The sequence below is a fragment of the Streptomyces sp. NPDC101776 genome (assembly GCF_044766845.1).
Classification (GTDB): domain Bacteria; phylum Actinomycetota; class Actinomycetes; order Streptomycetales; family Streptomycetaceae; genus Streptomyces.
Genome location: NZ_JBIWMV010000064.1, coordinates 1 through 1,380, shown reverse-complemented (window position 1 = coordinate 1,380; position 1,380 = coordinate 1). Strand labels below are relative to the sequence as shown.

Genomic DNA, 1,380 nt, shown 5'->3' with positions numbered 1-1,380 from the left:
CTAGTACTGCAACGACACTCCGTGACGTGGTGTGCCCGCGATCGTTGATGGGTTCGTGCCTGAAGAGATAGTTGATGGTTGGTCAGATGCGTTCGACGACTTCGTGGCCCGGTTCGCAGGCCGGTTCGGGCGGGTGGAGTCGCGGCGGCGGATGGTGTCCTACCTGCGGGGACTACTCAGCGAGACAGAACGCAAGAACGGCTGGACCCTGGCTGAGGCCGCTGGGGATGACGGCCCTCAGGGGATGCAGCGGCTGCTGAACCACTACCTGTGGGACAGTGACGCCCTGCGTGACGACGTCCGCGACGCGGTGGTGGAGCACATCGGGGATCCTGAGCGGGGAATTCTGATCCTCGACGAGACGGGATTCCTGAAGAAGGGGGTCCGGTCGGCGGGTGTGGCCCGGCAGTACTCGGGGACGGCCGGCCGGATCGAGAATTCCCAGATCGGGGTGTTCCTGGCTTACGGGTCCGACCGGGGGCGGGCGCTGATAGACCGGGAGTTGTATCTCCCGAAGGCATGGACTTCGGACCCCGAGCGCTGCCGGTCGGCCGGTATCGGTGATGATGTCGAGTTCGCCACCAAACCCGACCTGGGTCTGCGCATGCTAAAACGGGCGGTCGCGTCCGGTGTCCCGTTCGGGTGGGTCACCGGCGATGCGGTCTATGGTCAGACGGGGCGGATCCGGCTGTGGCTGGAAGAACAGGATATTGCTCATGTTCTCGCCGTCCCGAAATCCGAGATGGTCATCACCATGGAGTTCTTCGGCCAGGCCCGCGCGCATGAGCTGATCGGCCGGCTTCCCGACGATGCATGGACGCGTCTGAGCTGCGGTGACGGCGCGCGCGGCCCGCGCGAGTACGACTGGGCCGCGGCCGCGATCCGGCCCTGGCGGCGTGCGGGCTGGGACCACTGGCTGCTGGCACGGCGCAGCCTCACGGATCACAGGGAAATCGCCTACTACATCTGCTTCAGCCCGGCCGGAACTCCGTTGGAGGAACTTGCGCGGGTCGCAGGGACCCGGTGGATGGTCGAAGAATGTTTCCAGACTGCGAAAAACGAAACCGGCCTCGATCACTACCAGGTCCGGGGCTACCCCGCGTGGTACCGGCACATAACCCTCTCCATGGCCGCTCTTGCCTTCCTCGCTATCCTGCGAGTGACGGCAAAAAAGGGGATTTGGAAACCGATAGCGATCGATCTCTCATACCCGTGACCATGAACGAGGCTCGGCGGCTCTTCAACCGCGTCTCCTCTCCTATCCGCCACGGCATCCAGCACATACTCGCCTGGTCCTTATGGCGGCGAAGAAGCCAAGCCCGAGCTCGCATCAGCCACTACAAAGGCAGAGGGCATCACGGAGTGTCGTTGCAGTACTAG

1 protein-coding gene is annotated in these 1,380 nt (G+C 64.1%); it reads left to right on the top strand.

What is annotated here, in order from left to right; all coding sequences use genetic code 11:
- Positions 1-55 precede the first annotated feature (55 nt).
- Positions 56-1,216, top strand: coding sequence for an IS701 family transposase (locus tag ACIRRY_RS51805; protein ID WP_403988156.1), 1,161 nt, complete (start codon positions 56-58; stop codon positions 1,214-1,216).
- The last annotated feature ends 164 nt before the right edge of the window (positions 1,217-1,380 follow it).